This is a genomic window from uncultured Mucilaginibacter sp. (assembly GCF_903893715.1).
Classification (GTDB): Bacteria; Bacteroidota; Bacteroidia; order Sphingobacteriales; family Sphingobacteriaceae; genus Mucilaginibacter.
Genome location: NZ_CAITNG010000068.1, coordinates 1 through 2,050, shown reverse-complemented (window position 1 = coordinate 2,050; position 2,050 = coordinate 1). Strand labels below are relative to the sequence as shown.

The window sequence follows — 2,050 nt, the reverse complement described above, 5'->3', positions numbered from 1 at the left end:
TCAGCATAGCGGACGTGAAGTGCGTGCACATCGGCATCAGAGTAAACAGCGACTGTTTTGATGCCCATTTCGCGGGCCGAACGCATTACCCTAAGGGCAATTTCACCGCGATTAGCTACCAATAATTTTTTCATGAAAACAAAGGTATAAGTTTAGCTTACATTATAACTAATTTGGGGTATAGGCATGATGCGCTTCAAAGCAAAATTCTATTTGCCTTTCCCCTGTACAATTACGCGAAGGGTTTTGAGAATAATATTCAAATCGGAATTTAAACTCACGTTTTGCAGGTATACCAAATCGTAACGCATACGTTCACGCATTTGGTCAACATTTTCGGCATATCCATAATGAACCTGGCCTATCGAAGTAATACCCGGTTTCACACGTAAAAGCTTACGGTATGTTGGTGTATGTTCCAGAATACGTTCGATAAAATATTGCCTTTCGGGGCGTGGGCCTACTATTGACATGTCGCCTTTAAATACATTCCAAAATTGCGGTAACTCATCCAACCGCGATTTCCGCATAATGCGCCCCCAAGGTGTAATTCGAGGGTCATGATCGGAAGATAATTGTGGCCCATGCTTTTCTGCATCTATCCACATACTTCTAAATTTGTAGATGTAAAATGGTTTTTCGTTTAGACCTATGCGTTCCTGTTTATAAAAAGCAGGCCCTTTGGAAGTAGTTTTTGTAATAAGGTAAAGTATCATAAAAACAGGAAAGCCACCGATTAGCACAAGCGATGAAAAAATAATATCGAACCCTCTTTTCAATACCCTAATCTTCAACGGCAGTTCCTGATTAGATGTCAAATGTAACGCCGGCACATTGTGGTAGTTTACCAATGTGGCGAAGCTATTGCTCAGCATCAAATCAGATACAACCTTTATTTTAATAAAATGAATATCACCTAACCTGATCAGGTTTTTTAAAAGGTCATCGTTTAGTTGCTTGTAGCAAATAAATATTTCGTCGGGCCGTTTTGAAAACAAAACATCTACTATTTCATTCTCGGTCATTTTTAAAATTTGGTCTTCTGATATAAAATCAGCCAAATCATACCCATATTCAGGATGGTCTGAAAAAGAGTGAATCAACCGTTTTGCAATCTTTTCGTCGCCAACAATAATAATCTTACGGTGGTTATACCCTTTCTTCCTGATAAAATCGAGGGATATAAATAAAAGCGAACGATGGATAACAACCAGACCAAAAAAGATAATATAAGTAACAATGAGCATTACCCGCGATACTTCATATAACTTAAAGAAATATAAAAATCCAAAAACGATTAGCAGGTGATAGATTAAGGTAAGCATAAACCTGTTAAAATTATCTTTTAACAGAAGCGGACGCCTAACTTTAAAACTTTGTGATAAAAAAGAAGTGAATATCCATACAGCATTAACTACAAGAATAAATAGGGCTGACGCATTCTCTGGACGGTATGTACTAAATTCAATATAATTTGCGCTGTAACCCGCGATATTCAATAAAAACAGGTCGCAAAGAAAAACAAAACCAGGAAGGTATTTTGAGTAACGTGTAGACATAGATGACTTGTAAATTTTCCCTACCTAACTTAACAATGTAAAAGTAACAATAAAAGCCTTATATTAAATAAAAATGAAAATTATTGAAACCTAAATTTTACTTTTTGAAATAAATAGAACCAATAACCGTTCCGAAATTTTTAGACTTGATTTTCCAAAAAAGTCAAGTCTAAACTTTAAATTCTTTTTAAGCACCAAATGATTCTTTAACAAACCTATGTTGTTAAACTAAAATGTTAGAAAAATGGGTACGGTGTAACCAAAAAATCGGACCGGCTTCAACCTCTTTTCCTTTTTTTTTAAAATAGGCTATCAACCGCTCCACAAATAATATGGCCAATGAGTATATGCATTTCTTGTATACGAGCGGTAGTTTGTGATGGAACCACTAAGTTTATGTCACAATGATCATTCATTTTGCCCCCGTCCCGACCAGAGAGGCCTATTGTTTTGCACCCTAACTTCTTGCCTAAATCCAACGCTTTGATAAC

Annotated in this window: 2 protein-coding genes and 1 pseudogene; all 3 read right to left on the bottom strand. The window is 36.2% G+C overall.

What is annotated here, in order from left to right; genetic code table 11:
* The coding region (locus QZX97_RS08400) for a biotin carboxylase N-terminal domain-containing protein (RefSeq protein ID WP_295664568.1) at nucleotides 1-134 on the bottom strand (134 nt) is incomplete at its 3' end.
* A gap of 75 nt (nucleotides 135-209) precedes the next feature.
* The gene (locus QZX97_RS08395) at nucleotides 210-1,559 is read right to left on the bottom strand and encodes a sugar transferase (protein WP_295664567.1); all 1,350 of its coding nucleotides are present in this window, start codon (nucleotides 1,557-1,559) and stop codon (nucleotides 210-212) included.
* Between the two features lie 299 nt (nucleotides 1,560-1,858).
* A pseudogene (locus tag QZX97_RS08390) lies at nucleotides 1,859-2,050 on the bottom strand (phosphoheptose isomerase); the annotation flags it as partial.

What these genes read in the sequence shown, in the direction of transcription:
- QZX97_RS08395 (WP_295664567.1), bottom strand. Translation starts at nt 1,559, where the DNA reads ATGTCTACACGTTACTCAAAATACCTTCCTGGTTTTGTTTTTCTTTGC.